The organism is Paenibacillus sp. Root52, from assembly GCF_001426865.1.
GTDB lineage: Bacteria > Bacillota > Bacilli > Paenibacillales > Paenibacillaceae > Paenibacillus.
This window is the reverse complement of record NZ_LMFO01000011.1, coordinates 21,579-47,599: the sequence shown is the minus strand read 5'-3', so window position 1 is coordinate 47,599 and position 26,021 is coordinate 21,579. Positions and strand designations below refer to the sequence as shown.

The 26,021-nt window shown below is 40.6% G+C and carries 29 protein-coding genes; 19 read left to right on the top strand and 10 right to left on the bottom strand.

The window, feature by feature from the left end:
• The first annotated feature begins 3 nt into the window (after positions 1–3).
• From ASD24_RS11310 to ASD24_RS31300, 5 genes are all read left to right on the top strand, one after another.
• A complete protein-coding gene (locus ASD24_RS11310; RefSeq protein WP_056695626.1) occupies positions 4–906 on the top strand; it encodes an ABC transporter ATP-binding protein in 903 nt (300 codons plus the stop codon).
• Entirely contained in the window at positions 899–2,197 is a 1,299-nt protein-coding gene (locus ASD24_RS11305; RefSeq protein WP_056695566.1) for an ABC transporter permease, read from the top strand. The genes ASD24_RS11310 and ASD24_RS11305 overlap by 8 nt, the downstream gene beginning before the upstream one ends.
• 52 nt (positions 2,198–2,249) lie before the next feature.
• Complete coding sequence (locus tag ASD24_RS11300) at positions 2,250–2,432, top strand: hypothetical protein (protein WP_056695564.1); 183 nt, start codon at positions 2,250–2,252, stop codon at positions 2,430–2,432.
• A gap of 331 nt (positions 2,433–2,763) precedes the next feature.
• Positions 2,764–3,324 (top strand): DUF4367 domain-containing protein, encoded by a 561-nt coding sequence (locus ASD24_RS11295; RefSeq protein WP_056695562.1) that lies wholly within the window; start codon positions 2,764–2,766, stop codon positions 3,322–3,324.
• A gap of 68 nt (positions 3,325–3,392) precedes the next feature.
• Entirely contained in the window at positions 3,393–3,515 is a 123-nt protein-coding gene (locus ASD24_RS31300; RefSeq protein ID WP_268795325.1) for a hypothetical protein, read from the top strand.
• A 45-nt stretch (positions 3,516–3,560) separates the two neighbouring features.
• On the opposite strand, the gene ASD24_RS11290 is transcribed toward ASD24_RS31300, so the two are convergent.
• Entirely contained in the window at positions 3,561–4,460 is a 900-nt protein-coding gene (locus ASD24_RS11290; protein ID WP_056695560.1) for an AraC family transcriptional regulator, read from the bottom strand.
• Between the two features lie 157 nt (positions 4,461–4,617).
• Between ASD24_RS11290 and ASD24_RS11285 the strand changes: the two genes are divergently transcribed.
• From ASD24_RS11285 to ASD24_RS11265, 5 genes are all read left to right on the top strand, one after another.
• Positions 4,618–5,529, top strand: a complete 912-nt coding sequence (locus tag ASD24_RS11285) for a DMT family transporter (protein ID WP_056695557.1) — start codon at positions 4,618–4,620, stop codon at positions 5,527–5,529.
• Between the two features lie 47 nt (positions 5,530–5,576).
• Positions 5,577–5,909, top strand: a complete 333-nt coding sequence (gene csaA, locus ASD24_RS11280; RefSeq protein ID WP_056695555.1) for a chaperone CsaA — start codon at positions 5,577–5,579, stop codon at positions 5,907–5,909.
• 114 nt (positions 5,910–6,023) lie between these two features.
• On the top strand, positions 6,024–6,338 hold the full coding sequence (locus ASD24_RS11275; protein WP_056695624.1) for an ArsR/SmtB family transcription factor: 315 nt from the start codon (positions 6,024–6,026) through the stop codon (positions 6,336–6,338).
• A 119-nt stretch (positions 6,339–6,457) separates the two neighbouring features.
• The gene (locus ASD24_RS11270) at positions 6,458–6,892 is read left to right on the top strand and encodes a DMT family transporter (RefSeq protein ID WP_235540523.1); all 435 of its coding nucleotides are present in this window, start codon (positions 6,458–6,460) and stop codon (positions 6,890–6,892) included.
• A 20-nt stretch (positions 6,893–6,912) separates the two neighbouring features.
• On the top strand, positions 6,913–7,380 hold the full coding sequence (locus ASD24_RS11265) for a DMT family transporter (protein WP_056695551.1): 468 nt from the start codon (positions 6,913–6,915) through the stop codon (positions 7,378–7,380).
• A gap of 207 nt (positions 7,381–7,587) precedes the next feature.
• Here the strand turns inward: ASD24_RS11265 and ASD24_RS11260 are convergent, their stop codons facing one another.
• Positions 7,588–8,058, bottom strand: a complete 471-nt coding sequence (locus tag ASD24_RS11260) for a hypothetical protein (RefSeq protein WP_156395429.1) — start codon at positions 8,056–8,058, stop codon at positions 7,588–7,590.
• A 221-nt stretch (positions 8,059–8,279) separates the two neighbouring features.
• On the opposite strand from ASD24_RS11260, the gene ASD24_RS11255 reads away from it, so the two are divergent.
• Positions 8,280–9,302 carry a stalk domain-containing protein gene (locus ASD24_RS11255; protein WP_056695546.1) on the top strand — a complete coding sequence of 341 codons (1,023 nt, stop codon included), beginning with the start codon at positions 8,280–8,282 and terminating at the stop codon, positions 9,300–9,302.
• A 227-nt stretch (positions 9,303–9,529) separates the two neighbouring features.
• Complete coding sequence (locus ASD24_RS11250; protein WP_056695545.1) at positions 9,530–10,027, top strand: GNAT family N-acetyltransferase; 498 nt, start codon at positions 9,530–9,532, stop codon at positions 10,025–10,027.
• 163 nt (positions 10,028–10,190) lie between these two features.
• Here the strand turns inward: ASD24_RS11250 and ASD24_RS11245 are convergent, their stop codons facing one another.
• The 3 genes from ASD24_RS11245 to ASD24_RS11235 form a co-directional block, all read right to left on the bottom strand.
• Entirely contained in the window at positions 10,191–10,730 is a 540-nt protein-coding gene (locus ASD24_RS11245) for a GNAT family N-acetyltransferase (protein WP_056695542.1), read from the bottom strand.
• A gap of 214 nt (positions 10,731–10,944) precedes the next feature.
• A complete protein-coding gene (locus tag ASD24_RS11240; RefSeq protein WP_056695541.1) occupies positions 10,945–12,375 on the bottom strand; it encodes an MDR family MFS transporter in 1,431 nt (476 codons plus the stop codon).
• A 149-nt stretch (positions 12,376–12,524) separates the two neighbouring features.
• Entirely contained in the window at positions 12,525–12,995 is a 471-nt protein-coding gene (locus ASD24_RS11235; RefSeq protein ID WP_056695539.1) for a winged helix DNA-binding protein, read from the bottom strand.
• Positions 12,996–13,330: 335 nt separating this feature from the next.
• On the opposite strand from ASD24_RS11235, the gene ASD24_RS11230 reads away from it, so the two are divergent.
• Positions 13,331–13,597 carry a CD3324 family protein gene (locus ASD24_RS11230; protein ID WP_056695537.1) on the top strand — a complete coding sequence of 89 codons (267 nt, stop codon included), beginning with the start codon at positions 13,331–13,333 and terminating at the stop codon, positions 13,595–13,597.
• 158 nt (positions 13,598–13,755) lie between these two features.
• Complete coding sequence (locus tag ASD24_RS11225; RefSeq protein ID WP_056695535.1) at positions 13,756–14,838, top strand: nucleotidyltransferase domain-containing protein; 1,083 nt, start codon at positions 13,756–13,758, stop codon at positions 14,836–14,838.
• Between the two features lie 50 nt (positions 14,839–14,888).
• Here ASD24_RS11225 and ASD24_RS11220 read toward each other — a convergent pair whose 3' ends face one another.
• Positions 14,889–15,563, bottom strand: a complete 675-nt coding sequence (locus ASD24_RS11220; protein WP_056695532.1) for a hypothetical protein — start codon at positions 15,561–15,563, stop codon at positions 14,889–14,891.
• Between the two features lie 260 nt (positions 15,564–15,823).
• Positions 15,824–16,645: a MerR family transcriptional regulator gene (locus tag ASD24_RS11215; RefSeq protein ID WP_056695530.1), complete on the bottom strand. Its 822-nt coding sequence runs from the start codon at positions 16,643–16,645 to the stop codon at positions 15,824–15,826.
• Positions 16,646–16,778: 133 nt separating this feature from the next.
• Here ASD24_RS11215 and ASD24_RS11210 point away from each other — a divergent pair, with 133 nt between their 5' ends.
• The 4 genes from ASD24_RS11210 (at position 16,779) to ASD24_RS11195 (ending at position 20,967) form a co-directional block, all read left to right on the top strand.
• A complete protein-coding gene (locus ASD24_RS11210; RefSeq protein WP_056695528.1) occupies positions 16,779–18,284 on the top strand; it encodes an MFS transporter in 1,506 nt (501 codons plus the stop codon).
• 210 nt (positions 18,285–18,494) lie between these two features.
• The gene (locus ASD24_RS11205; RefSeq protein WP_056695526.1) at positions 18,495–19,256 is read left to right on the top strand and encodes a kanamycin nucleotidyltransferase C-terminal domain-containing protein; all 762 of its coding nucleotides are present in this window, start codon (positions 18,495–18,497) and stop codon (positions 19,254–19,256) included.
• A 207-nt stretch (positions 19,257–19,463) separates the two neighbouring features.
• On the top strand, positions 19,464–20,060 hold the full coding sequence (locus ASD24_RS11200; RefSeq protein ID WP_056695525.1) for an RNA polymerase sigma factor: 597 nt from the start codon (positions 19,464–19,466) through the stop codon (positions 20,058–20,060).
• Positions 20,023–20,967, top strand: coding sequence for a hypothetical protein (locus ASD24_RS11195; RefSeq protein WP_056695522.1), 945 nt, complete (start codon positions 20,023–20,025; stop codon positions 20,965–20,967). Before ASD24_RS11200 ends, ASD24_RS11195 begins: the two co-directional genes overlap by 38 nt.
• A gap of 257 nt (positions 20,968–21,224) precedes the next feature.
• Here ASD24_RS11195 and ASD24_RS31420 read toward each other — a convergent pair whose 3' ends face one another.
• Positions 21,225–23,150 (bottom strand): sensor histidine kinase, encoded by a 1,926-nt coding sequence (locus ASD24_RS31420; protein ID WP_082560377.1) that lies wholly within the window; start codon positions 23,148–23,150, stop codon positions 21,225–21,227.
• Between the two features lies 1 nt (position 23,151).
• Entirely contained in the window at positions 23,152–23,865 is a 714-nt protein-coding gene (locus tag ASD24_RS11185) for a response regulator transcription factor (RefSeq protein ID WP_056695520.1), read from the bottom strand.
• Between the two features lie 202 nt (positions 23,866–24,067).
• Here ASD24_RS11185 and ASD24_RS11180 point away from each other — a divergent pair, with 202 nt between their 5' ends.
• Positions 24,068–25,435, top strand: a complete 1,368-nt coding sequence (locus tag ASD24_RS11180; protein WP_056695519.1) for an ABC transporter substrate-binding protein — start codon at positions 24,068–24,070, stop codon at positions 25,433–25,435.
• 212 nt (positions 25,436–25,647) lie between these two features.
• Here ASD24_RS11180 and ASD24_RS11175 read toward each other — a convergent pair whose 3' ends face one another.
• Positions 25,648–26,004: a YxeA family protein gene (locus tag ASD24_RS11175; RefSeq protein WP_056695517.1), complete on the bottom strand. Its 357-nt coding sequence runs from the start codon at positions 26,002–26,004 to the stop codon at positions 25,648–25,650.
• Between the last annotated feature and the right edge of the window lie 17 nt (positions 26,005–26,021).

Sequence of the window (26,021 nt, the reverse complement as noted above, 5' to 3'; positions counted from 1 at the left end):
ATGATGAACCGATTAGAATTGACGCAAGTCGTTAAGCAATATGCAGACAAAACAGCTGTTAATGGAGTCACGCTCAATGTAAAAGAAGGTGAGATTTACGGACTGCTCGGAGCCAATGGTGCAGGCAAAACAACCACGATGCGAATGGTGCTTGGCCTGATCCACCCGGATGGTGGAAACATCCTATATAACGGTAAGCCGTACAATACGGAGTTGCAACAAATTATGGGCTATCTTCCAGAAGAGCGCGGACTTTATCCGAAGGTGAAGGTTAGTGAGCAGATCAATTATCTGGCTAGACTTCGTGGCATGAGTGGCAAGGATGCAGATAAGAGCCTGAAGTACTGGCTTGAGCGTTTCGAGGTTCCTGAGTATTATGACAAAAAGATTGAGGAGCTGTCCAAAGGTAACCAGCAGAAAATGGGCTTTATCGCAGCTGTCGTGCATCGCCCTCAAATTCTTATTCTAGATGAGGCCTTCAGTGGACTGGATCCGGTGAACGTGGAATTGCTCAAATCAACCGTTAAGGAATTACGGGATGAAGGCACAGCTATTCTTTTCTCCACACACCGCATGGAACATGTTGAAGAGTTATGTCGTCAGATCACCATCCTTCATCGCTCTAACACTGTAGTGCAGGGTGAGATCAAGGAAATTAAGAGTCGTTATCCACGTGAGCAGGTCGCTCTAAGCACTGTAGGTCAAGTGGATGGTCTGGAGTTATTAACAGGTGTACGGAAGGTAGATCAAAATGAACGTGGCTACACGATCCATATCAGCCATGTTGATGCAGCTCAAGAGATTCTGAAACATGCGATGTCCCAGACAACTGTCGAGCATTTTGAGATTAAGGAACCAACGCTTAACCAAATCTTTATTCGTGAGGTAGGTGAGTCGAATGAATAAAATGGGAACGATTACGGGATTTACGTTCAAAAACAAAGTTAAAACGAAATCATTCATGGTAACGACGATTGTACTTGCAATTCTGATTACGATTGGACTCAATGTGCCATATTTCATTACTTTATTCAACGGTGGCCCAATTGGTGGCGGAGCTTCAGGTAATAACCCGGTAAACATCGGGCTTCTCACATCAGGACAGCCGGAAGTGTCGGAGAAACTGGAGAGCTTCTCTTCAGCGCAAGGAGATCAAGCTTACCGTTTCATCACGGGTGGTGACAAGGATGAAGCGGCTCTAAAAGCTGATACAGAAGCAGGACTTACCGATGGTTACTTGAAGTTTGAAGCTGTAGCTGGACAGGAGTTCCCGCAGCCAATCTTGTACTCATCGGATGAGGTATCACCGCAGATCATTGCTTCCATTGAAGCGGCTCTGCAAAGTGTGAAGCTTGATGTGGTTGTAAAAGATGTACTTACAGCGGAACAAAAAGAACTGATCACAACGCCAGTGAAGCTGACTCAGGAAAGCCTGAGTGCAGAAGAAGGCGCAGCCGGTGCAGAATCGGATAATGGTATGAGCCCGATTAACTACATTGTTGTGTATCTCCTGATCATCCTGCTGTTCACTTCAACAATGATGACAGGGAATATGATTGCTTCCGAGATTACTGCAGAGAAAAGCTCCCGAATCATGGAGATTCTTATCACGAGTGTATCTCCGCTGAGTCAGATGTTCGGTAAAATCATTGGTATTTTCTTAGTAGGTATACTGCAGATTGGAATCTTCGGAGCGGTGGTTGCTGCTAATATGTTGCTTCCTCATAACGTTGATGTACTAGGTGATTTCAATATGAATCTGAGTGACATCAATACGGCTGTCATTGTGTATGGACTCATCTTCTACATCTTAGGTTACTTCTTGTATGCGGTGATGTTTGCTGCCATTGGTTCAATGGTAAGCCGTACAGAGGAACTTGGTCAGGCGGTTCTGCCAATTACGATGCTGTCGCTCGTTTCGTTCTACATCGCAATCTTCAGTATCGCTACACCAAACATTTTGTTGTTGAAAGTGGCTAGCTTCATTCCATTCACTTCACCAACAGCGATCCTTGTACGGATCGGTGCAGGAGTTGCACCAACATGGGAGATTCTGACGTCACTTGTAATTCTCGCTGTATCTATTCTGATCTTTGGCTGGCTCGCAGCTAAAATCTATCGCACGGGTGTACTGATGTACGGTAAACGTCCAACTTTCAAAGAGCTCTTTAAAGCAATGAAAGCATATAAGATCTAAGTAAACAAACAACCAAGAACGTAACTCTTATAAAAATATGGAGGTAATTAATATGATTAATCAATTAAATACAAAATCCTATAAGTTAATGAGTGCAGGAGTAGTTGTTCTATTGTTAGCATCAGTCATCAATGGAGAAGGTTCTGTAGTGAAAGATGCCGTTCAAGGGGCGATGATGGGAGCTGGAGCTATTTTCGCAGCTGTAGGTCTCTGGATGGCTGGTAGCAAGAAATAAGAAATGAGAGATCAGAAATGAATGAAGGAAGAGGTGCTACTCTGAAAATAGAGGGGCACCTTTTTCTATTTAAATAAGGAACAATATATTGAAAATATGAATTATTTCGAACGTAATGATGCAGTAAATATTATCTACACTCCGAAGAATACCTGAATTCTTATTAAGAAATTTAATAGAACAAATACGTTCAACTAACGATAAAACGTTAGCTCAATAAAAACCAAAAGCAGCCAGATCAACTCGATCGGCTGCTTTTATTCAACTAACGAGCAGGTTAATTGAAATTGACTAGGGCATAATACTATCAAAAAATATGGAGGAAATGATCTTGTCTAAATGGATTATTTCATTGGTTATAATGTGTATCCTTTCTGCTGAAATTAACAATAGTCAGCTAATTGCATCAGCTAAACCTACGATAGCATTTTCAAATGTTGAACTGGATAAGCTAAAACCTGTTGCGGACTTCAAAATAATTACACCTTCCTTCTCCATTCAAAGCTATAAATTGGAGATTAAAGAACCATACCCGTTTAATCCAGATCAATCCGTTTCCAAAGTTAGACTTCACTTTTTTGACGAATCAGGGAAGTCATATATGTTTGGTATCGAAGAACATAGGGCGGTTGGTTATAAAATAAACCGCGAAATTACTACGATCGATGTTCGTAACCAAACAAGTACAACAAGAACTGTAGTCGAAGACTTTAAATTTAGTGAAAGTGGAGAGAAAATTAACATAAATGGAATTGAAGGGCGTTTTGAGGCATGGGTTAACCATGTACCGGGTGGATACTTACGATGGGTACATAATGATACTTTCATTCAAATGGATAGCGGAGAATTAACTAAAGAGGAAATGATCGCGTTGGCAAGATCAATGAAATAGTTTAGTTAACGGGTAACAATAGCTCAATAAAATCAGGAAGGCATCAAACATGAGTCGCTAAGTTTCTATTGTTAGCATCAGTCATCAGTGGAGAAGGTTCTGTAGTGAGGGATGCCGTTCGAGGGGCGATGATGGGGGCTGGAGCAGTTCTCGAAGCTGTAGGTCTCTGGATGGCTGATAGCAAGAAATAAGAAGTTAATGAAGGGATAGGCGCTACTCTAGTGGAGTAGCGTCTATTATTTTGTTTTTTCCAGTTCACTTCTGAATTCCCTAAAACCTTTAGGGGTTCTTCCTTGATCCTTTTTGAAGGATTGTATGAAGTGATTCACATGATTGAAGCCCACATTGCCAGCGATCTCGGTAATCGTATCATCTGAGGACACGAGTAGTTCGCAGCTTTTCTTAATCCTATATTTAATAAGGTACTCATATGGCGTCATGTGAACGGTCTTTTTGAAACTTCGTGTACATTCCGAAATGCTCAAATGTGCTATATCGGCAATCTCCCGTAGCGTGATCGGATTTGAGTAGTTCTGATGGATAAAACTCAGCATAAGCTGCAGCCTTTCCTGCTGCCGTTTTGCATGTTTTGGCGCATCCTCTTGCGGTAACGAAAGATTAGATATTAGATTAAACCAGAGCTGCACGGTCATGATCGAAATCTCATACTCCCAACCCCAATCTTTGTTCCTATTGAATACTCGCCTCATGTTCCAAAGCATGTCCAAAGCTTGCTTTTCCCACTCGGCATTATCTGCAATTACGACCGAAACGAAAGAAGAACGAGTGTAGGGGAGCACATACTTCTCTTCCATGGTGCTGTCTGCGTGGAACGCGAGTAGCTTCTCGGGAAAGTTAAAACTTACATATTCCCCATCATGGCTCAGCTGTGTCGTGACATGAAGAATTCCTTTGTTAATGAGAATGGCCTGTCCGGTCTTTAACTCATGATCAATACCGTTGACTTGAATGACGAGCGTTCCTTTCGTTACTAATGTGATCTGTAGCTCTTCATGCCAATGCAGGTCGTTGAATCCTCTTCCTTCGGGAACACTTGTATAGAGCGTATGGGTGTACATGATATATGGAAATGAATGATCGGGATAGGCAATAGTTTCGTGCAACGGTTTGGGCATATCAGAAAAACCTTCTTTCGATGACGATATATCTATACTTTTAAGTGATATACTTGCACGTTTTATATAGAAACGGTGATATTATCATATCATATCTATGGCTTATCACTGAAGCCTGTGCACAGATGATCGGATAAGACCTCTTGGAGGGTTTTAAGTGAAAGAACGTAAAACATCGTTATTGCTACATCCTTATGTACTTCTTTTTATCGCCATATTAGCAGTTTCCGTATCTTCGATTATGATAAAATCTTCAGATACACCAACCGCCATAGCAGGCATGTATAGGCTGTACATTTCAGCATTCATTATGCTCCCTTTTGTCTCTTGGAAAACGATTCGCTCCTTACGCTTGAACGGCAAGGAGTGGGCGGCGCTTTTTCTGGCCGGTCTGCTCTTGGGACTGCATTTCTTATTCTGGATGGAGTCGCTCGTGTATACTTCGGTGGCAAGTTCTATGGTCATCTTAGCGCTGCAACCGCTGTTTGTCTTGATTGGTTCGTACTTTGTCTTCAGGGAAAGAGCCGGCATTCTGAGCGTACTCTGTTTAGTGACTGCGCTGCTTGGTTCCATCATAATTGCCTGGGGAGATATTGGCGTATCTAGAGAAGCACTCATTGGGGATGGATTATCTTTAATCGGAACCATATTTATTTCAGCTTATATGCTAGTAGGGCAAAAGTTGAGTAAAAGAATTGATGCAAATCTATATAGTGTCGTAGTTTTCTTTTTTGGAGGAAGTGTTCTGCTCGTCTACAGCATATTAAGGGGCTTCTCCTTAAGCAACTATGCTTCTTCGGACTGGCTCTATTTTGTTCTCCTTGCGATTATTCCCACGATCTTCGGCCAATATATTTTCAATCGACTGCTGAAAACGATAGGAGCTACAACGGTATCCGTAGGTATTATTGGAGAACCAGTTCTAGCAATTATTCTTGCGTATCTCTTCCTGGGAGAAACGATTACTACCTTTCAGTCTATAGGTGGATTAATAACTCTACTGGGGATGCTGATGTACTTTTGGCGAAAATCGATACAATATTCAGCGTCGAAGCGTCTATCATATTAATGATCTTTGAAAACAACAGGGGAATTCTACATTAGGAGGAATAATGAATGGCAACTTTTGATGACTTTCTAAAACTGGATCTTCGCGTGGGAACAGTTATTAATGCAGAATTTTTTGCAAAAGCTAAAGTCCCAGCCATCAAACTGGAGATTGACTTTGGTTCAGACATTGGTATTAAGTCCTCCAGCGCACAAATCACGAAAAGGTATACAGCTGAAGAAATTATCGGTAAACAGATTGTAGCAGTTGTGAATTTTCCACCTCGCCGGATTGCAGGATTTGATTCAGAAGTTTTGGTGCTGGGCGGAGTGCCAGAAGCAGGGGACGTTGTACTGTTAAAAACGGATTCGAATGTACCCAATGGAACACAAATCGGATAAACTAGCTGAAGCCCACCAACGGATTACTTCCTTGGTGGACTATTGAGTAAAAATAAAAAGGCATACGAAAAAAACTTGATTGACATATCGAGAAAAGACGATATACTAAGTTCCATGGAATTAATTGATGTATTCAAAGCTTTATCGAATGAGACTCGTCTAAACATTCTGAAGTGGTTGAAGGAGCCGGAGAAGCACTTTCCCAAACAAGGCGCACACATTCCGAAGGAGGAGAATTTTGATGGTGGAGTGTGCGTAGGTGATATTCAAGAAAAAGCCAAGGTTTCTCAGTCTACGGTATCCCACTATTTAAACATAATGCAAAAGGCGGGTTTACTTGAGTCTGTACGTTATGGTCAGTGGACGTATTATAGGCGAAATGAAAGTTTTATTCGAGCAGTAATTGAATTTATGGAAATAGAAATCTAAAAAAAATAAAAAGTAACCATTTTTTTTGTTCTAATTAATCGATTATTCTCGATATCTAAATTAATAATAAGTGATCATGATCCAGTATGGATCAGGTTTGAAAACAGGAGATGACGTGCGTGAAAAAAATAATTTTTTATATCATTGCTATTTTCACTGGAGCTTTACTCAGTCTTGAGGGAGCTCTATATGGCAAGCTAGGGGAACAGGTTGGGGCGTTGGAGACGAACTTTTATAACTTCTTTATGGGAGCAATCATTGCACTTATCCTTCTTATTTTTTTTGGACGAGGTAACTTAAAGCTAATCAACACATTTCCTAAATGGAATCTAATTGGTGGTGTTTTAGGCGTTACGTACTTATTGACCTTGGTTATTGGTGTTCCTATCGTTGGTGTAGGAATTTCTATGATTGCCATCGTTGTAGGACAAATGGTTACCAGCATGTTAATTGATCATTTTGGTTGGCTCGGCAGTACTCGTAAACAGATTGGTTCTAAACGAGTGGCAGCCTTGATACTCATGTTGGCCGCACTGGTGTTTACTTTATTTTAAGTAAGAAGGAGAATTTTATTATGGGAATTGGATTATTAATTGTAATTGTGACGTTAATAGGTGGTGCTGTGCTTGGAGCCCAATCTTCCCTTAACGGTAAGATCAGTCGCACAATTGGACTCTTAGAAACAGTATTCTTTACCTTTGCCTCTGGCGCCTTAATTTTAGCTGTGCTCGTTGTTTTTTTTGGAAGTGGGCATCTTTTCGATCTCATTCATGCACCAAAGTTGCAGTTGGCAGCTGTTTTCTTGGGATTTGGTTACCTATTCTTATCAACATTTTCTGTAAATATGATTGGTGTTACTCCTGCCAACCTAACTGCAATTGTTGGACAACTGTTAGCAGGATTTGTGATAGATGCTATGGGTCTCTTCGGTAGTGAAATCATCAATTTCTCGTGGCAACGGGGCGTTTCACTTGTACTGATGTTAGTTGCACTGGCGCTGATTTTTAGTGAAAAAACAGGTAGAGCAGAGAGCATAAGATAACATATACGAATATCTGTAGAGAGACGGAGGAGAAATTCGGAACTGCTGTAGGAGCGAAAGCGTCTACCTTTGTCACCGGATTTTTATCGTGAATATCTGGGGAACAACAGCAGCGGGAAGTCGAAACATTCACTGAAGTCACGTTAATTCCCAAATCATAAAGAAGGAGCCATTGTCGAGAACAATGGCTCCTTCTTTATGAAATGACTATTTTGATAAACTTGATGGAACATCAGGATTAGTCGGGTTTTCATCATTTAAGGTTTTACCTAAGAGCAACGAATTGGGATAATTTTTGAAAAATTCTGCTTCATCTACTTTTAAAAAAAACTCGCCTTCAAAAATCAGTTGATTCGTATTGGGCTCGATTTCATCTATAGTTCTTGCGATCTCCGATTCCTTAAAGATACTTTGTTCATCTGCTCGGACGAACATGCCATGAGGTGTATAGAATTGACTATAATACCCGTTTGCGATTTTTGATTCTACGGATTCTACGTTTTTTACGGGTTCTTCGAATTTCACGTTATTTGTTGAAATATTCGTGTTAACAGGGATTTCATCTGTCTTATTTACGGTTTCCATTGCTGGATAGGTATCTGCTTGTAAATTGGATAGTAATGCTACTCCTGAAATAATAGTCATTGCAAAGGCTATTAAATATATTTTTTTGAACATAGTGTCCCCACCCTTCATACCAATAATTATTTCCTACTTTAAAACAGTATATTCACTACAATGGTAAGGGCCTATTTGGCTTTGTTTGCTGTGCAACTGGTTTTTCAAAGGACAATAACGCAAAATCTGATTACTCTTAATACAACTTTTCTAAGCAAATTGCGTCTTAATTCAAGCAACGATAGGCTAGTTTACACAGTAATTAGAGAGGAATGTTCAGAATGAAGAAATACCTTGCCGGATTATTAATTATTTTTGTCCTATGTTTGGGCTTACCAACTCAGGCTTACATGGAGGCGTCTAACCAACAGCCTTTGGCTTTTGAGGATTTCAATCTAGAACAAGCGCTTAAGTCGTTATTGAATAAAAACGATGATGAATCCCTAACAAAAGAGGATTTAGAGTCACTGACCGATGTTAATTTATCGGGTAAAGGAATTAAGAGTTTGCAGGGTTTGGAATATGCAGTCAATCTGAGCACGTTGTCCATAAGTTCCAACAAGATCACTGATCTAAAGCCGCTAACAGGATTGGTTAAGCTTAGGAGCCTCGAAGCTGCGAATAATAACATCAAAGATCTTGCTCCTTTGTCTAAATTAACTGCCTTGGTTACTCTGAATTTATCATCTAACCAAATCTATGATTTGGAGCCATTGAGAAATCTTCAAAGTTTGGCTTATCTCTATTTGAAGAACAATCGAGTCTGGGATTTAGAGCCGCTCCAACAACGTGGTTTTTTACCGTATTATGATACGGGTGCATTCATTGAACCACTTGCACTGCAAAATAACTATTTAGATTTAAGCAAGGGATCGAAAACATATAAATTATTTGTGAAAATGGCAGGAAATGAGTTGCCTAGCGGTCAGCGTAAGACACAGCGCTTGGTGATCGGCAGTACGACTGCTTATGTTGGAGAAAGTGCTTATCCTATTACCGCAGCGCCATTTATTCAGACTGGACGTACCTATGTGCCGATCCGTTTCATCTCCGAGAAGCTTGGGGCAGCCGTGAATTGGAACCAGAGCACCAAAGAGGTAACGATTCAGAAGGATGGTAAGACGATTCGTTGGGCTGTAGGGAATAGGCAGGTAAAAGTAAACCAGCAAACGGTGATGCAAGATGCTCCTTTACTTCTGAAGAACGGCAGTGCGTTCGTTCCTGTTCGTTTTGTGGCCGAGCAGTTAAATACTTCCGTTGAATACATGGGAAGCAAGCATATGGTCGTGATTTTCAAAAAATAAGCAGCATAATGGAATTACAGAATAATATTTGAAGATAAGGTGCAGTGACCGTGGTTCGAAACAAGAGTAAAATATGTAGACCGTCATTAAACGAACGTAGAAACGATAGTTCAATAATAAAACCAAGAAGCAGCTGATCTGAGTGATCGCTGCTTTTATTCAATTAAAGGGCAGGTTAGTTCAATAGGATGTATAATACTGGATAAGTATATTTATGGGGGGATTCGATGTTGATCAGAGAGATAGAACCTGAGGATGCTGAAAGTTTTGACTTGCTAATGAAGCAAGTTGAAACCGAGGCTCATTTTATGCTTATGGAACCAGGAGAAAGAAAAGGTTCTTCTGAACAACAACGCAAATGGTTGGAACGATTGAACCAAGAGAGTAATTCAACAGTACTCGTTGCAGAACAAGCTGGAAAGTTAGTAGGATATCTAGCAGTCATTGGCGGAGACACAAGAAGAACCAAGCATTCAGCCTACCTAGTTATAGGTGTCTTAAAAGAGTACACAGGGCATGGTATAGGAACAAATCTATTTCAAAGGTTGGAAGAATGGGCAAGAGCTCATAATATCTTACGATTAGAACTTACAGTGGTCATTCAAAATGAAGCAGGAGTATCTCTATATAAAAAAATGGGATTTGAGATAGAAGGAATAAAAAGAAACTCACTATTGATAAATGACAAACTTTTCGACCAGTATTACATGTCTAAATTATTATAGGGAGTTTGTTAAACTCATGTAGATACATTAGTACAATAGGGAAGGGGCAGCCTGAATAGAAATGCTCTTTCCCTATTAAAATGTTACTATTAATCCGCTAGCTCTTGAAATAGAAGAGGAATTACGTATGAAATTGTTCCAAGTTATTCAATGTAATAACCGATCATTTCTGGTGAGCGAGCCATTCTTTTTTCAGTAATGCATATTGAAATGTATTTTCATACTTAGGAGTTCCGTCCTCATGTTTGGTAAAGGAAATAAACTCTTTGAATAGGCCTTCCTGGCGCATGCCTAATTTCTCACACAGCTTTTGTGACCTGAAGTTATCATCTTCGACATAGGCATACAGTCTTCTGGCTTCTTGCTGCATATAGAGGTACTCCATGAAGGCATTCGCGCTTTCACTTGCGTAGCCTTTCCCTTCATACTTGACATTAAAATTCCACCCAATATTATAGGTGTCCGGTTCTTCCTTCATAGTGAACAGCTCTCCAATAAGCTTGTTGCTCTCTTTTAGACAGACCGCGATATACTCGTCTGCAATGCTGCGCTTCTCAATCTCTATTACAGCGTCTTCTAATGTTGAAACGTTATGTTCTAGAAAGCAGTTCACTCTCGGATTGGTGATGTATTCGATTAATTCAGGAGCGTCAGTTGTGACAAAGTTTCTTAATATCAATCGACTTGTTTCAAGTGTTTGCATGAGTAATACCTCCAGTGTGGGTCTGTGCAAAATAATCGTTTTATATATAAAGTATATTCTTCTTTTGTTACCAAACTCTACTATGAAAAACCATTTGGTTCCACATATTAAATAGCAACAAAAGCTCAACTGATGGACAGTTGAGCTTATTAATAACGCAATAGACAGTGACAACCTCAATATTCTCCGTTACATTAAACGCTGTGTCATGACCTCATTCAAACGTAGGTGTATTTCTGCCTTTCTTTTTATGGGTAAGGCACAGGCTTGGGATAAAAATCAACGCTAGGATCATCGTAGCTACAAGGAAACCGATATGGTACCCCTTCAATTGATTTGCAATCGTTGGATGCAAGCCTTGTATGGTTGTCGCAACAGCAGTAGCCATAATCGCTGAGCCGAAGCTCGAACCCAGATTTTCAATGATATTGATGCCAACACCTGCCTCAGGAAGCAGTTTACTGTCGAGTCCAGTGTAGGCTTCACTCATCAATGGAAGACTAATGCCTCCAACGCTGACGCCACGGATGAACAGGATGACCGAGATCCAGATCATACTTGTCGTGTCCGAGATGAATATAAATGGAATAGATCCGATAAGGGAAAGAATAAGGCTGGCGATCAGTACATATTTTGCACCCACTTTATCAATCATTTTTCCAATGAAAGGCCGGGTGACAAGCATACCAACGCCTTGGGGAATGAGTGCAACTGCTGTTTGAATCATTGTGAAGTCTCGAAAGGTTTGAAAGAACAGGGGGAGTATTAACATCGGACCCATAATAGCGATATTTGCTAAAAATAGCCCCGCGCTTGATGCTGCAAAGTTCCTGTGTGCAAACAAATTCATAGGCAGAACGGTCTGATTGCTTTTAATCCGATTGTAGACGAAATAAATGATAGCCATAGCAAGACCAATTCCCATCCACAAGATCGTTTCGTGATTATTGAAAGTGGCATGATCTGCTGCTTTGGTAATTCCGTAAATTAAAGCCACACTCATAGAGGACAAAACAATAATTCCAACTAGATCGAGCTTGCTCTCTTTGTTGAAGGGTTCGAAGTCTGGAATCTTTCTTATCATTAATGGCGCGGAGATCAATACAATGAACACGTTAATGAAAAAGATCCATTGCCAAGAAGCCGCCTGAACGATGAAGCCACCGATGATTGGTCCCAAGATAGGGCCAAAGATCATAGGCGTACTCACAATAGCCATAACTCTGCCTAAATATTGTTGCCCGGTTGTTTTAACTAAGAGGGTGAACATTAAAGTGGTTATGACTCCGGCACTGAATCCTTGAAGTAAACGGAAGAGGATGAAACTTGAAATATCCCAGCTAACTCCGACTAAGACAGAAATCACACCAAAAGCAATTACAGCCCCAACGAAGACCTTCTTGCCGTTAAATTTATTCATAAGCCAACCAGAGACAGGAACTGCAATCGCAAGGGCTAAAATATATCCAGTAATGGCCCATTGGATGGTATCCAATGTTGTATGGAAATCCTTTGTTAGTTGATTTACAACAATGTTCATCATGGTAGAGTCAAGCATAGGAGCGATTGCTCCAAGGGCAATTGCCCAAGCTGTTATAAGAATATGTTTGGGTATTCCCGGTTCCTTTACGTTGTCTGATGTCATGTTATGCTCCTTTAAATTAAATTTTGTTTCCTCGTCAACTAAAAATTTACTCTTATTTTGTTTCCTTGTCAACAATAATTGAGGGATAAAAAAAGCACCCGTTTCTCTAAAGAGAAGGTTGCTCTTGGTTTTAACTCATTTTATTCGATTCACTTCGTTAGATCTAAACCTTGTTTATTTATTTCAGTATCTAAATGTTTGCTGTACACTTCAATGAAGTTCAGCATTTTATCATACTGTTCTTCGGTTACATGATTAAATACAGACTCATCTCTCTCCTGAAACTCTGTATGAAGTTTCTCATGAATGTCATATATGGTTCTGCCTTGCTCGGTTAGTCTAAAAAAAACTTCCTTCTTATTATTTGCTTTTTGATAATCTTCGATCAGCCCTTTTTCGATGAGCTTCTTCGTTAATTTACTTATGGCGCCCTTGGTCATATAGAGGGATTCTGCCAACTTCGTTACATTGGAATCTACATTTTTCTCTATGAATTCAATACAATGGACTTCAGAAGGCTTATAACCTTTCAGACTACTTTCCATCTTCGATTTATTAATCCAAACCAATTTGTTGAATAAGTCCCTAAAATTCATCATGACCTGTTCTTGCTTGTTCATGATTAGTCACCCCATATGAGTTATTTCCTAAGATAAACTATAACCTTTTATGATTTAAAATCAAATCGTGTCACCCACATGAACATGAATGGCAAACAATTCAACAACAAGCTCTGATATAATAGCAGTTAGTAGCTATCTATTTTCTGTGGAGGTGAGGCCATTGAAAACAATCGGGGTAGGATTCTTATATGCATGGCTCTATGCAAAGCCAGTGAAGGATATGGCAATGCTTTGCATAGAGATTAGCAACAATCCAATTGCCAATAACGAGTTGTAATATTCTACGAACTGGCTTTGCACCTTATTGATTTATTAAATAAGGAGTGAGGCACGTGAAATATTCAAAAGCCGAGTCGATTTTCCCGGAAGAATTGTTACGGATCATTCAAGAATACGTTCAAGGTGAATTAGTATATATCCCCAAACCTAAAGAGGCACACCTCAAATGGGGAGAGAAAACACACAGTAAGAGTAAAGTCTCTGCTCGAAACGCTGAGATTAAATCCTTATTCCGTGATGGAGTCAGCATAAACGAGTTGGCGGAGCGGTATTTTTTGTCCTGTGAAAGTATTAAGAAGATTGTTTATACCAAGAACTAATGGAATCCGCTATATCGTCGTATCGACGGTTTAGCGGATTTTTGTGCAAAGATGAATTAAATCAACTTATACATAGTAACTGCATCTCTAAATCGATAGACTCAAGTTAAGGTTGTTGTGACAAAGGACAGTGGGATTATGCGAAGGGGAGTAGTGAGATGAATGAAATGATCATGAAGCAGCTGCTGAACAAAAATGAACGGCTGATCAATATGGTGATCGAACGCGTAAAAAGAGATTACCTAGACGATATCGCCATTATTGGGCTTACGGGTTCATTTAACACCGGGGATTTTCACGAGAAGAGCGATCTGGATCTAATTATCATTAATAATACCGATAAGGGCTGGGAGATATCCGATTGCTTCATCTTGGATGACGTTGGATATGACATCTATTGCACGCCTTGGGATACAAGAATACACGAGCAATCCACCTTGGAAAGTCCCAACGTATCGAGCCTAACCGAGCTCAAGGTACTCTACTATGCCAAGCCTGAGGATTTGGAGAAATTGAACGAATTTAAGCGAAAGGCTCTTGATGCACTTGCGAACCCAATAGGAGAAGCGTGTCTTCATCGAGCAAAAAAGTGGATTGATCTGGCTAAACTAGCTTACAGCGATACGATGCTGTGTGAAGATATCGGCTCCGTGCGACATGCATCTGCCGACGTTCTGTACAATCTAGTCAATGCGTTGGTCAGCATGAATAACACGTGCATTAAACGAGGAATCAAACGATATTTGGAGGAGATATGTTCGTTGCGCTATGTTCCGGATGATCTCGAATCACTATACATGTCAGTCATTGAAGCGAATACGATTGAAGAAATAAGAATGGCATCTTTTAACATGTTGAAAAGCGTTACGACGTTGCACAGCACGATGTGTGATACGTTAATCGTTAGACCTGCTCCGACCTTTGATAATATGAAGGGAACTTACGAAGAATTGTGGTGCAACTACCGCAACAAAATGTTGAACGGTGTGTTAACCAACGATGCCCCTTATGTATTTCTTTCAGCTTTTGGAGCACAAGGCTATCTTGATGAAATGGCTGCAAAGATCGGAACTAAGAAATTTAATCTTATGCAGTACTTTGATGCAAGTGATCTAATCGATATGCAAGAGAAGTTCCTTGAAGTGATGGGTGAGTATGAGGAGGAATATGGTAAGGTCGGGAGAGAAGTCGAACGATTTACAACCTTCGAGCAACTGTATGCTCATTATATGAATCGTTGATCTTATATCCCAGTTTGTAATAAGTCCCCTGAAACGGGGACGGTATGTCATTAATCAATGGTATAGATGTCCCATTCTCCTTGTTCACTCTGCCGGATCGCATACATCATCTTTACTTGTTCAACCGAATCGGTTGTTGTATCCAGACGTTCACCAAGAACAGTAATATGTAATTGATTTTTGATAGATGCATGTTTCTCAATGCTCTCGATGCTTGAGAACTTATATTGGAACTGCTCACCATAATAAAAGTCCATAGCATCTGCCAGTTGGTCATCGACAAAACCAGATCGGTAAAGTTTGTGATCATGCTGTACGAGAGCAATTAGATTTTCTTGGAGTATATCCAGCGCGGGGCGGTCGCTCTCCTTTAACATATGCTTGGCTAATTTCAGGTCAATTTCCTTTGCAGTGTTAGAATCTTCTGAACTCTCAAGTAAGAATTTTCCGATAATATTCTCATCGCTATCGTACAAGTTGATATATTTATCGACTTTTGGTGCGTTCATACTTTGAATAGCTTCCTCAGGGGTTTGTGGCAAATTTTGATTCATGTCTGAAGTTTTGATGTAGCCTTCAACTCCGTCTATACCTATAGCCTCAACTAGATCCTTAGAGGGACTAGTGTTAGCAGATGTGGCTGCCAAGCCATAGACACTCGCACCAATCCCTAAGGCAAGGGTCACACCAACTATAAATAATTTTTTTTGTGATTTGGATTTCACTAAATTACCTCCATTCTAACCGGATCGCTCATATGAAGATGCAGAATGATAAATACATGCTTAATCATTAAACTCAACGAAAACATGCATATACCCGTCTATTCCTCTTCATCTTGAAGTCCTCCTTACAAAAATTGGTGTCCGTGTAATATAAACGCGCAAAGTCGGAGAAATGTTTCCTTTGAAATTCAGTTTCTTGAACGATGGAAAACATAGCGTTGATTCATATTTCTGGTTTCTTCTAATGAATATAGTTTGTATTAATGTGATACCTGAACATATATCCGTATTTTATAGTCGTCTGGATTTTTTTCTGTCCAATAGGTGAGTAGTTCCAAGGCATACACGTTTCCGCTTATGTTCATTCCTTTACTTGCTATGAAATTCTTAATGATTGTATAAGTTTGTGGCATGCTATCATATGATCCTTTGTGATCTATAGCAGCATATAAACCTGCAGGTTTGATAAGCATCATTTCTTCCGGAATCGGGGTGTTTACTTTATTAGCCATGTACTCAGGATAATAATTCCCTGATTGAAATTGGTCTTTGCTTATAATCGTCCAAATTGGAAATTCGTGATCAATATAGTGTGTTTCACAGTAGTCTCGATGTTCGCTTAATTTTTTGGCAAACTCCTTATCACCATCACCTAAATTTAATGGCGTGACTATGAAAGATTCTGCCTCACACTCTATGATCTTTGGTGAATTTTGCAGTTCTTCTGTGGCTTCCTCGGTCATTTGGATGGCGCTGTTCAGGATACTTTGCATGCGAGCAATTCTCCGTTGTTCTCTTTCTAAATCCATCTGTTTCTCTTTCAACATATTTATTAATAGGGGTGTATTCTGCTTCTGAATAAACACCTTTATTTCCTCTAATGAACTGCCTGCTTTTTTGAGTACAATGATCAAATCAAGAACAAGACATTGTTGAAGGGAATAATAACGATATCCCTTAGAATTAACGATTTCGGGTTTTAACAGTCCAATATCATCGTAATGAAAAAGCGTGTGTTTTGTTACTCCGCATGTTTTGGCTAGTTCACTGGTTGTAAAGTATTCGTTTAATCTATTTGACATTTATCTATCCTCCGTGTATTTATGCCGAATGATTGGTTTCGCAGAAATGGTTGTTGACTATAGGGTTACCCTATACATTATATTTCAAAATGTTAAAAGTTTAAAATAATTCGTACACGGAGGAAGATTAAGCATGTCAAAATTCAAACGCTGGATGATTCTATTCATCGTGTCCAGTGCACTGCTACTCATCGTTATGGATATGACGATTCTTTACACGGCTATGCCAACGTTAACGCATGATTTAGGTGCAACTGCTTCGCAGAAATTATGGATATTAAATGGTTACTCACTCGTTATGGCGGGTCTGCTTCCTGCAATGGGTACATTAGGTGACCGCTTGGGTTATAAAAGGGTGTTCTCGATAGGATTAGTTATATTTTCTATAGCTTCACTTATTGCAGCCTTTGCCCCTAACCCCTATGTTTTGATCGCGTCAAGGGTACTGCTTGCTGTTGGAGCGTCGATTATGATGCCTGCTACTATGGCGATCGTTAGAGTTACTTTTACAGATCCGCGTGAGTTAGGTTTGGCTATTGGTATTTGGGGTGCTATTGCCTCCGGAGGTGCAGGACTTGGACCAATAGTGGGTGGACTTCTTCTGGAGTATTTCTCATGGGGGTCTGTATTCTTACTTAATTTACCCATCGCGCTGCTTGCATTTGTATTAACATTACTGCTCGTTCCACAACATGAAGGCAATAAAAATAAAAAGTTTGACTTAACCAGCTCGATTCAAATTATGATCGCCTTGGTTACTCTAATCTATGCATTGAAAGAGTCTACTCGGCGTGAAGGATCTATAACTCTTGCAGTAATCGGAGCGGTTGTTGGTATCGTGGCACTTGTTGTCTTTATACGTCGTCAAAATAGAAGCGCTGATCCGCTTATTGACCTCTCACTGTTTAAGATACCTCTGTTTACCACGGGATTTATTACGGCATTGGTAGGATTATTCGGTCAGACAGGCATTCAATATATTGTGACACAACGACTTCAATTGGTGGAAGGTTTCAGTCCACTACTAGCCGGAGTGTATACACTAACGATACCTTTTGCAGCCGTTATTGCTGCTCCAGTGACTGGAATGCTCTTGAATCGCTTTAATGCTATTCATATCAAGGGTGTTGTTTTATTCATTGCAGCTGCAGGGTTGGGAATCTATCTTGTGCAATTTGATTCCGGCCTTGCTGGACAAATTCTTGGACTAGCACTCTTCGGAGCGGGTTTGGGTGGTGGGATGACTGTGGCTTCTCATTCCATAATGAGCAGTGCCCCGTATGAAAAGGCAGGTATGGCTGCATCTATGGAAGGCGTAGGATATGAAGTAGGTGGGGCTACAGGAATAGCGATCATTGGCAGTCTATCAGGGCTTGTGTACACGTTATCTATGAAAATTCCAACAGGTTTGGATGTTCCGTCAAATGTGAAAGACAGCTTAGATGAAGCGTTAATCGTAGCAGAAGGATTGCCTGGGTCAGCTTCAGAAACGCTGAAACAGGCTGCACGGTTTGCTTTTGATCAGTCCTTCTCGGCAGTGATCGCAGCGGTCACCGTGTTATTAGTAGTTTCTTCAATCATTATCATATTAATAGGGGCAAGATCAAAGAAAAAAGTAGTTAAAGATTCGGTACATTAAAGGAGATCTATATTCAAAGGATAACGTAAGAACGTTCATTACCTTGCTTCACAGTCTTTATCTTAACCCTGACGTTTGTTCCTGTAATGGGACAGGCGTCTTTTGGTTTTCCAGTTGAACTTTTGAAAAAGGAGCAGTTACACTACCGTGTACTCAATATGGAGCAATGGATGATAGAATGAAGTAAATCCAGATACTAGGAGGACTCACATGTTGCCTTTTCCAGCTGAAACTAGTCGTAAATTAAAATTCGATTTTATAAATGAAATAAAAAATAAGTTATTAGAAAAATACGATAAGGACATTGAGGCTATCGGTATTTATGGTTCAGTTGCTCAAGGAAAAGAAGGGCCTTACTCAGATATAGAATTGCACATCATTAGTAGAGATGGAGTGAATATACCTACCTATGAATTAATTCTTCATCCGTTCAAATTAGAGATTTCTACCAAGCAAAAATCAGAATGGTTTCATCAAGCAAGTGTAGTGGATGATGGATGGGCTCTTAGAGCGGGAAGTTTCGTACATATTACCTCCCTGTACGACCCAAATGGCGTATTTCCTAAGGCGAAGGAGATTGTGCTCTCATTACCTGACGAGAGGTTTAGAGAAGTAATAGCAGAATTTATGATTTGGGAGCCATATGAGACTATGGGCAAGATCCGAAATGCCAAAGCTTCCAATAACCTCTCTTATCTACCCCGTGCTGTATTTGATTTAACATGGCAAACTGCTAAATTGATTGGATTAATGAATAAACAGTATTACACCAGTAGAGCCGTAACTCTGGAAGAATCTATAGAAAAACCGATCAAGCCAAAAGGATATGTTGAGTTAGCAACAAATGTAATAAGTGGTGAGTTAGCTGATAAGGAAGAGCTTTATCTACTATGTGAGAACTTATGGTGTGGTTTGAATAGTTTGCTTGAGGATTTAAGAATAGAATATCGAAGTGATGTTCTAGATTTGTGAAAACGTAAGATAACAGGAGCCGATCGCGTAATAAATCTGAGAAAGCAGCTGATCACAGTGATCAGCTGCTTTTATTCGGCTAAAGGGCAGGAGAGGTCTGGCGTTAATTTTACCGTCTGGATAGGGCGGTTTTGAATATAGTACCTTCCGTACTGTCACATTAATGGTGGAGTTGTTCGTTGTATAGTATGAAAGGGGGGAGAGAACTTGAATGACACAGAGATTAATCAGATCATTGCAGATGTGTTAGATGGAGAGATAGAAAAATTCGAGAAGATCATGAAGGTTTATCAGAAACCAATCTTTCTCTACTGTTATCATATGCTGGGTAAACATGATGAAGCCGAAGATAATGCACAGGAAGTGTTTCTGAAGACATTTCGCAACTTGCGAAAATATACCCAATATGAGATGGGTTTTAGCGCATGGTTATACAAGATTGCCTACCACCAGTGTATTGACTTCATTCGTAGACGTAAATTGGTTAAATATTTACCTTTCTTTTACCGTGACGATAAAGATAACAATGATGTGGATATGCATATTGAAGCCAACTATTTTGATGAATCTGTACATCAGGCTATGACGAAACTATCGGCGGAGGAACGCAACTTGTTAATATTACGTTGTATCGAGGATAAGAGCTACCAGGAGATTGGTTTGATTCTCGGCAAGAACAGCGCAAGCCTCCGTAAAAAATATGAACGGACATCCGCAAAATTTCGAAAGTATTATGCCCAAGCAAAGGGACGGGGAGTGTATGAATATGGAGAGGGATCAGGATTTGAAAAAACTGTTTGGTGACCCGCGTATTCCCGATGTGGAACTAACAGGTAAGGTAATGAAGGTACTGCATACTGAAATGAAAAAGGAGAGGTTTTTTGTGAGATATAAAATTGCTTTAACTGCGTTTGTTGGAATGATGTTAATGGCCACCACAGGTTATGCGGCAGTCCAGTATCATTCTTTGACGAATACGGATGGCGAAGTTGTATATGAGACTAAATCGACGAAAGAATACGAACAGACAGAATCAAAAGAGGACGTAAAACGTTTTGAAGCTTTTTATGACCTTAAAGAGAAGCTGTTAAAGAACGGTCAAGCCGCTTTATTTTATGTTGCTGCCAATAATCCGAATCATCAGACAGACCTGGGCATGAAGGCAACTAGTTTCTACAATCTTTCTCAGTTGCGCGATACGATTACAGATCAATCAATTAAGGTTGCAGACAAGGTCAATGGGGATTATACATACCAACAGGCAGATGTATTCTTCAAAACTGCGTATGATGTAAACCCACCCTCTTTGCAAGAAAAAGAGGAAATGACTACAAAACTGAGACATCAGGCCGAAAAGTCTAAGCATGGTTATGCAATGATGCCAGTTGAAATGACAGATGAGGTTTCCCATCTATCTGTTACGTATCAAAACGGCGAAGATAAAATCGAGGTTATGATCCATAATCTGACTGGTAAGAGTAACCCGACATCGTATATTGATGAGAAAGTTGAATTTAGACAGGAAAAGGTTCATGTGAAGGGTGTAGAGATGCTGCAAACAGAATTTGATCCTTCACGCGCGATCCAGTTGCAATGGATATACGAGAGCCCAGACAAAAAACAAAGATACAGCTATACCGTGCTGGCAAATTCAGATCAAGTAAGTAAAGAAACATTGACGGAAATTGCTGAAAGTTATTTGGAATATTAAAACAACAGAAATCATCTCCAATGCGCATGATAAATAAGTTACATCAAAGGGGCTCAAGGGGGTCACTGAGAGAGAGGAAAAGCAAAATGTCTAATATACGTACATGTGATAAGGGATGAGGTCGAACAGCTGCTATCACGTGCTCGGCTACCCTAAAGTTAATATAAAATGGATCAACCGAAAAGAATTGGTTGATCCTATTATATGATCGGGCAGTATAGTTTTAAATTATTAGCATTGCGGGGAACGGTATCATTTTACAAAGGCGCGCTTTGACCATTGGCTTTTCGTTCATGATTTTTCTTCACAGGAATTTCAAAGCTCCATTCTCCGGAGAGCAGATCCTGCTGACCCGAGCCATCGGACAGGATTAACTGGTTTACGTTAACCTTTAACAGGAACTGATCTGGAGGTGGCAAAGTCCCGATGAAATAAAATCTGATGGTGCCGTTTTTGGGCAACGTTACACCTGTATCCGTGGCAATGCCGGGAACCGCCTTTATCGTTGAAGGATCTAACATAAAAGTTGGCTCTACCGATTGTTTCGTCCACTGCAACTCCGATATCTGGTTAGAATGTTTCATTGAGTATTGAATAATTAGGCTCTGGCCGTCGAAAACGTAACTATGAATAAGCAGTGTATAGCCTTTGTCTGTTTTACCAGTAATTAAAGTCATCTCGTTATTCCCGCTTGTGGGTATCAGCGTTGGGGCGTCATTTTCAGAGAAGATGGCAGGCAACTTTGCCACGAGATTGGAGGTAAATGAATTCTTGAAGCTGAACAGTACCAACGCACAGACGAGCAACACGATCATTGGTACAGCAGCTATCCTTGGTTGGAATAAGCGTCGTTCTTGATGAAAAATTCCTTTTTTCGGCGCCAGTCCTTTTTCGGGAAGTGTGGTTGGTATTTGCTCGATTTCATGTTGATCTGTTTCCCGAACAGCCTCATGAGCCTGATTGAGGACAGAAATGGAGAAGCGTGTCTCAAATGAAGTTGCCTTCCTACTGCTGCGCGCAGTAATACATCCTCGGTGTACCTCGACAATACTCTTCGTGATAGCCAGACCGAGACCTGTACCCCCGGTCTGCTTCGACCTAGACCTCTCCACCCGATAAAAGCGGTCGAAGATGAACGGTAAATCCCGTTCCGGAACGGGATCTCCATAATTTTGAATTCGCACGGCCAGCATATCTCCATCCTGTGTAATATCGATATCGATATATTTGCCCTCCTTCCCGTACTGGATGGCATTTGCGATGATATTCTCGTACGCCCGTACCAACAATCCTCCGTCCGCTTGAATCTTGAAATCTCCTTCTTGTATGTTCAGCCTGATTTTCATGCCTGCGTTCTCCGTAATCGGCACAAATTCCTCGGCAAGCTGACCGATTAAGCCGGCGATATCGAGCTCGTTCATTTCAAGAGGCATGCCGTTGTTGATTCGGGTATATTCGAACAGTTCGTCGATTAATCGCCGAAGCGCCAAGGATTTCTCATACGCGATGTTGATATAATAACGCATCTCCACTTCATCCTGATACCGATCCTCCTGGATTACTTCGAGAAAGCCGAGAATCGAGGTTAGTGGAGTGCGGAGATCATGCGACACACCGGTAATCAAATCGTTTTTAGTCTTTTCAGCCTTGCGTTCCTCCGCTATAGAATGCTTCAATTGCATACTCATCTGATTAATGCTGCGCGCGACCTCGCCCAATTTATTACCGGCAATTTCCGGAATTTGATGGTCGAATTGGCCGCTCGCAATTTCCTCCAAACCACATGTAACTTCCGCCAAGTAATGATCCCATTCGGTGCTCAAATGATTCATACTCTCAGTGATCACGCTTAGCTCATCCTTGCTTTTGACCGTTACCACATTTCCGAAACGACCTGCCGATATTTCCCGCAACCCTGCATTGATCGCACGCAAATCTCGAACCAAACGCAAGCTGGCAAGGAAAAAAGCGACGGGAAATAGAATTATACCGGTTATGATCATCACGCGAATGGACCCGGCTTGCTCAATGATCCAATTGATCGGAACAGCCACGTATTCGATTTTTTGCAGTGCACCCGCCATGACATAACCCAACAAAATACCTACGCCTGTTAAAGCCAGGCTTGCAACCATGATCAGCATTAATCTCCAACGAATCGTATATAGCCACTGTGGTTGCATATTAATCACCCCTTACTTTTTCATCACTTTCTATTTTGTATCCAATTCCCCATACGGTTTTGATGATTCGAGGTTCGCGCGGGTTAGATTCTATCTTCTCACGGAGCTTTCTGATATGTACCATAACGCTATTTTTTGACTCCATAAAGGGCTCGTTCCAGACCTCTTCGTAGATACGATCCATACTAAGCACCGTCCCTCTATTAACTGCTAACGTATGCAGGAGTGCGAACTGGCGGGGAGTTAACTTAATTTCCTGCTGATCGACCTTTACCGTATGGGACGCAATATTAATGGTAACATTTTCGATGTGTATTTCGTTCGCGTTAGCCGCAATGGCGTTGAACTGGTTCATTCTTCGAAGCTGCGACTTGATACGTGCGATCAGCTCGAGTGGGTTGAATGGCTTGGTTACGTAGTCGTCAGCGCCGATGCTGAGACCTGATATTTTATCGATATCTTGGCCTTTAGCCGATAGCATAATGATAGGTATAGGGTTCGTTTCTCGTATTTTCATACAAGCTTGCAACCCGTCCATCTCGGGCATCATTAGATCAAGTACAATTAAATCGATTTGTTGCGAATTTAAAATCTTCAGTGCCTCCACGCCATTCGACGCTTGCAGGAGCTTGAAGCCTTCGTTATTGAAATAGATACTCATTAATTGGATGATTTCCGCTTCGTCATCCACCATTAAAATCGTTCTTTCCGCCATAGATCCTCCTTGATTCTGTATCTACCTTACATTGGAAGGCAGCACGGTAATTATAAGTGATATTTTTATGTATTGAGTAACGTCAGTATTAATTAAGGAAATGATAAGAAGTACGGTAGTTAGATGATAAGCTTTCACCTCTATACTTAGTTCAACACAAGCGAATAATCGTTTGAACAACAAATGGGTGGAGGTTTTATTTTTGAAGCACAATTTTTTACAGAAGGCCATGCTTGTTAGTCTTAGTGTTATGTTAATCGGTATTTCAGCAGGCCTTAGCACAGGTAAACAAGCTTCTGCAAATTCGGACAATGAGGTAGATACGAAACGTACTTTAAAAGTGTTGTACTGGAACGAAGATGATTTCAACAGAACGTATGGAAATTTGTTCAGTCAGAAGTACCCGAATACAAACATCGAAGTCGTTGCACCTGCAGGTATGGAAGCGATTAAGGATTACAATGGGGCTATCCAAAAGTATTCACCTGATCTGGTTATGCTACCTCCATACCATTACCAACAACTGTCTACAGATAAAAAGCTGGTCGATTTAGAACCGTTAATTAAGCGAGATAAGTATGACACGACAACACTATACCCTGGCTTACTAGATGAATTAAAGGAACAGGGCGGTGGCAAACTTTATGGGTTAAGCCCGAAAACGAATTCGTATGCTCTTCTGTATAATATTGATTTATTTAAAAAGTACAATGTCAAAGTACCAAGTGATGGAATGACGTGGGAAGAGATATTGAACCTTGCCCAAAAATTCCCTACTAAGGGAGATAAGAACTCCCGAATTTGGGGTCTAAGCTCCTTTGGATCCAGCAATTTGGTCATGGATATCGCCAGAACAGAAGGATTAACGTACATGGATCCAGGTACTCTAAAGGCTACTGCGAATACGACTGCGTGGAAAAACGCCTATCGTCTAGCAAGCGAGACAACGAAATCCGGCGTACTTGACGAAGGGATCAGCCTGTCGGGCAAAAGTTACTTGGAAAGTAGCTCGTTCATTATGGGACGATCAGCTATGAAAGTAGCCTCGATTAGTCAACTGCAGTCCTTACAAGCAGCAAAAAATGGTGTGAAAGATTATAAACCTTTCAAGCTCGGTATTGTTGCCAGCCCTGCCGCTAAGGATGGAAAGTCAACAGGAAACGTTTTCATCAATGAGATATTCGCAATTCCAGCAGACGCAGCAGATGTTGATGCTGCTTGGGATTTCATTAAATACTTCAATGGAGATGACTACGCTACCGAATACTATAAACCCAAGAGCTCTAATAATAATATCGGTGCTCCTCTATCTCGCATGATTAAGGAGTACTCAGGTTACAAGTTGGATGCTTTCTATAAATTAAAACCTAATCTGGATTCATCGATAACAAGCTATGCTCTCATGAACAAGTCACCCAATTTTGAATTAAGATTTCGTTCGATTCTACTTAAAGAACTGACACAGGTAGTAAACGGGAAGAAAACACTAGCCAAAGCAACTGCTGCTATTCAATCAGGTACTCAAGCAGCTGCTGATAAACTGAAAAAGGCTCAGACGGCAAAGAAGTAAAATAGTAAGGCCTGCTCTTCTTACGAAGGGTGGGTCGTATTTTTTTGCGTGAAAGGGCAGAATCCAAACGGATCTCGCAACCGTGCTGCTTAAGAATAGAGTGGAAAACCAAAATAATTATCTTCCAATGGCCAGCTCATTACACACTCGCAAAAAAGCAACTCGAAATCAGCAGCACTGGCTGTCTTTGGAGTTGCTATTCAGACATATACTCAATGGGAGCGTAACTGGTTTAAAACATTCTCGGGAATCTTTTTCTCTTCTATTAAAATCCATTCTTTGGTATAGGCTCCCTTAGCAAGCACTCTAACATAGCCTTCCGGTTTCTGTTCTTTGCTTGAGGAGAAAGTGATCTTTTTCTTCTCTCCCTTTCCTGTGTATCCTATCAGATTATATCTGTAGCGAATCCATTCATTTTTACCTTCCTTCTTGGCTTGTTCATTGATTACTGCGTATACATATTGTTCCTCATAGAATGGATTGAACTGATCAAACTCCCGTTTGAATGTTAAATACAGAGCCGAGCAAACAATGAGAGCGGTCAGAACAACAATAACGGTTTTTTTCATGCTTTATTCCCTCCTCG